This window comes from uncultured Georgenia sp., assembly GCF_937958535.1.
Classification (GTDB): Bacteria; Actinomycetota; Actinomycetes; order Actinomycetales; family Actinomycetaceae; genus Oceanitalea.
In genome coordinates, this window is the sequence record NZ_CALGNQ010000061.1 from 1 (window position 1) to 3,503 (window position 3,503).

A 3,503-nucleotide genomic window follows, 5' to 3' on the forward strand; every position below is an offset into this window, starting at 1 on the left:
TCGGCTGAGCCCGGACCTGGCCCGCCCGCGGCAGGAACCCGCCCGGTCGGCGGCCTCGGACGCGGGCCCGCCGCCTGCGCTCTCGAGCTCGGCCCGCCGGGCGGCGGCCTCGGCCTCCCGGCGGCGCAGCTCACGGCGGGTCAGGGGGCGGTCGGAGGCGGGCGTCCGGGCGGCGGGTGCCGACCCCTGCGCTGCCTCCTGCCGACGGTTCCGCTCCCCCTCCGGGCGGTCCGTCCCCTCTCCCATCGGTCCTGCCTCCTCCGTCACACCGTGGCCTGGGTCTGCCCGCTCGGTTCGGTGGCGGGCGCCAGGTACAGGCCGTGCTTGTGGATGTACTGGACCACGCCGTCCGGGACGAGGTACCACACCGGCATCCCGGCCCGCACGCGCTCGCGGCAGTCCGTGGAGGAGATCGCCATGGCGGGAACCTCGAGCAGCGAGACGCCGTGGCTGGGCAGGCCGGCGTCGTCGAGGTGGTGGCCGGGCCGGTTGACGCCGACGAAGTGGGCCAGCGCCCACAGCTCGTCCACGTCCTTCCAGGAGAGGATCTCCGGCAGCACGTCCGCGCCGGTGATGAAGTAGAGCTCGGCGTCCGGGTAGGCGGTGTGGATGTCGCGCAGGGTGTCGATCGTGTAGGTCAGCCCGGGCCGGTCGATGTCCACCCGCGAGACCTTGAACCGCGGGTTGGACGCCGTCGCGATCACCGTCATGAGGTAGCGGTGCTCGGCCGGCGTGACCTCGCGGTCCTGCTTGAACACCGGCTCACCGGTGGGGACGAACAGCACCTCGTCGAGCGAGAACACGTCGGCGACCTCGCTGGCGGCCACGAGGTGGCCGTGGTGGATCGGGTCGAAGGTACCGCCCATCACCCCGATCCGGCGTGCCTGGCGCTGTGCCATCCTCAGCGGCGGCGGGTGTGCACGTTGCGGTAGCCCAGCGTGAAGAGCAGCAGGAGCAGGAAGATCGCGAACGCGACGATGCCGTACAGCTCGGCGGGCATCGGCAACTCGCGGGCGTGTTCCTCCGTCTGCTGCGCGAAGTTCACGAGTGAGCTGGTCATGGTGGTGTGGTTCCTTCCGTCGGGGCGTGCAGACGATTGTCCCACGGGTGGGGACCTGGGGCCGTGAGGACCCTACCCCCGCACGTGGCCGTCGCCGACCACGATCCAGGTGGTCGTCGTCAGCTCGCCCAGGCCCATCGGGCCGCGGGCGTGGAGCTTCTGGGTGGAGATCCCGATCTCCGCGCCCAGGCCGAACTGGCCGCCGTCGGTGAACCGGGTGGAGGCGTTGACGATGAGCGCCGCGGAGTCGAGCTCACGGGTGAACCGCTCGGCCGCCCGGAGGTTCGTCGTGCAGATCGCCTCGGTGTGCCCGCTCGACCAGCGCCCGATGTGCTCCAGGGCGGCGTCGAGGTCGTCGACCACCCGCACGGCGAGGTCGAGGCTGAGGTACTCGGTGGCCCAGTCCTCGTCGGTGGCCGGGACCACCTCGACCCCTTCCGGTGCCAGGGCGGCGGCGGCCTCGTCGGCGTGCACCCGCACCCCCGCCTCGCCGAGCGCGGCGAGCGCGGCGGGGAGGAAGGTCGGCGCCACCTCCCGGTGGACGAGCAGCGTCTCGGCGGCGTTGCACACGCCGGGGCGCTGGGTCTTGGAGTTGAGGAGGATCGACACCGCCTGGGCGACGTCGACGTCGGCGTCCACGTAGACGTGGCAGTTGCCCACGCCGGTCTCGATGACCGGCACGAGCGACTCGCGCACGACGGTCCGGATGAGGTCCGCGCCCCCACGCGGGACGAGCACGTCGACCAGTCCGCGGGCGCGCATGAGCTCCACGGCGCCGGCCCGGCCGTGCGCGTCGATCGACTGGACGAGCTCCGCGGGCAGGCCCTGGGCCTGCAGCGCCTCGCCGAGGACCTGGACGATGACGGCGTTGGAGGAGGCAGCCGCGGACCCGCCGCGCAGGATGACCGCGTTGCCGGACTTCAGCGCCAGGCCGGCGGCGTCGACGGTGACGTTGGGCCGTGCCTCGTAGATCATCCCGACGACGCCCATCGGCACCCGCACCTGCCGCAGCACCAGCCCGTTGGGCAGCGTGGAGCCGCGGACCACCTCACCGACCGGGTCGGGCAGGCCCGCGAGCTCGCGCAGCGCGTCGGCGATGCCGGCGATGCGCTCGGGGGTGAGGGCGAGGCGGTCGAGCAGGGACTCCTTCATCCCGTTCGCGCGTCCCCGCTCCAGGTCCTCGGCGTTCGCCGCGACGATGCGGTCGGTAGCGGCGACGAGCGCGTCGGCCATGGCGTGCAGGGCGGCGTCCTTCGTCGCGCGGGTGGCGGTGGCCAGCACCCGGGACGCCGTCTTGGCGGCCCGCGCGGTGGCCTCGACGGCGGCGCGCACGTCGGTGGTCGGCGTCGGCTGGGCCGGGTCGGCGACGAGGTGGGCGGGCTCGAGCACAGGCGTGTCCGTCATGCCCCAAGGGTAGGCCGGATCACGCGCCGTCCGGAAGGACGTCTCGCGCCGGGGCCGGGCCCACCGGTGGGTCCTGGGCCTGCGGGTGCCTTCCGCGCGCGACGTACGCTAGAGGCGTGACCTCCTCCCACCCGACGTCGACCTCACCGCCGGTCGGCACCGCCCCCGCCCCGGCACGAGAGACCCTCGTCGACCGGCTGACGTGGGGACTGGCCGTGGCCAACCTCGTCGCGCAGATCGGCATCATCGTCACCGGCGGCGCCGTCCGCCTCACCGGCTCCGGCCTGGGCTGCTCGCAGTGGCCGATGTGCGAGCCCGGGTCGTTCACCCCCGAGTTCCACGACGCGATGTCGGTCCACCCGATCATCGAGTTCGGCAACCGGACCCTGACCGGGGTGCTCGGCGTCATCGCGCTCGCGCTGGTGTGGGCGGTGTACCGTCGCGAGCCCACGGCGTCCCGGCCCGGGTCGCTCAAGGCGCTGGCCTGGCTGCCGCTGGTGGGGATCGCGCTGCAGGCGGTGGTCGGCGGCATCACCGTGTGGGTGGACCTCCACCCCGCCGTCGTCGGCTCGCACATGCTCATCTCGCTCGCGCTCGTCGCCGTGTCGACCTACCTGCTGCACCGCCTCGCCGCCCCCGACGCACCGGCCCGGCCGGCGGCCTCGGCACGGCTGCGCGCGGTCGGTGCCCTCACGGTCGTGGTCGGGGTCGTCCTCCTCGTGCTCGGCGTCGTCACCACGGGCGCGGGCCCGCACTCCGGGGACGCCACAGAGCCGTACCGCTGGGCGCTGAACCCGGCCCACATCTCCCGGCTGCACGCGCTGGCCGTGTGGGCCTTCGTCGTCCTCGTCGTCGTCGGCATCGTCCTGGCGCGCCGCGCGCGTCACACCGCGGCGCAGCGCACCTGGGGCGGCCTGCTCGCCGTGACCCTCCTGCAGGGTCTGGTCGGCTACGTCCAGTACTTCACCGGGCTGCCCGAGCTCCTCGTCGGGGTCCACATGCTCGGCTCGGCGCTCACCGTCGTCGCGCTGGTGTACGC

Annotated in this window: 4 protein-coding genes and 1 pseudogene; 1 reads left to right on the forward strand and 4 read right to left on the reverse strand. The window is 73.9% G+C overall.

Features of this window, described 5'->3' with window-relative positions:
• From Q0195_RS03755 to Q0195_RS03770, 4 genes and pseudogenes are all read right to left on the reverse strand, one after another.
• A pseudogene (locus Q0195_RS03755) lies at positions 1-246 on the reverse strand (hypothetical protein); the annotation flags it as partial.
• 17 nt (positions 247-263) lie between these two features.
• Positions 264-899, reverse strand: coding sequence for a nicotinate-nucleotide adenylyltransferase (gene nadD / locus Q0195_RS03760; protein ID WP_299274760.1), 636 nt, complete (start codon positions 897-899; stop codon positions 264-266).
• Positions 900-901: 2 nt separating this feature from the next.
• Positions 902-1,060 carry a hypothetical protein gene (locus tag Q0195_RS03765; protein WP_299274763.1) on the reverse strand — a complete coding sequence of 53 codons (159 nt, stop codon included), beginning with the start codon at positions 1,058-1,060 and terminating at the stop codon, positions 902-904.
• A 72-nt stretch (positions 1,061-1,132) separates the two neighbouring features.
• Positions 1,133-2,464, reverse strand: coding sequence for a glutamate-5-semialdehyde dehydrogenase (locus Q0195_RS03770; protein WP_299274766.1), 1,332 nt, complete (start codon positions 2,462-2,464; stop codon positions 1,133-1,135).
• Positions 2,465-2,580: 116 nt separating this feature from the next.
• On the opposite strand from Q0195_RS03770, the gene Q0195_RS03775 reads away from it, so the two are divergent.
• Positions 2,581-3,503: COX15/CtaA family protein (locus tag Q0195_RS03775; RefSeq protein ID WP_299274768.1), on the forward strand; the 923-nt coding region annotated here is incomplete at its 3' end.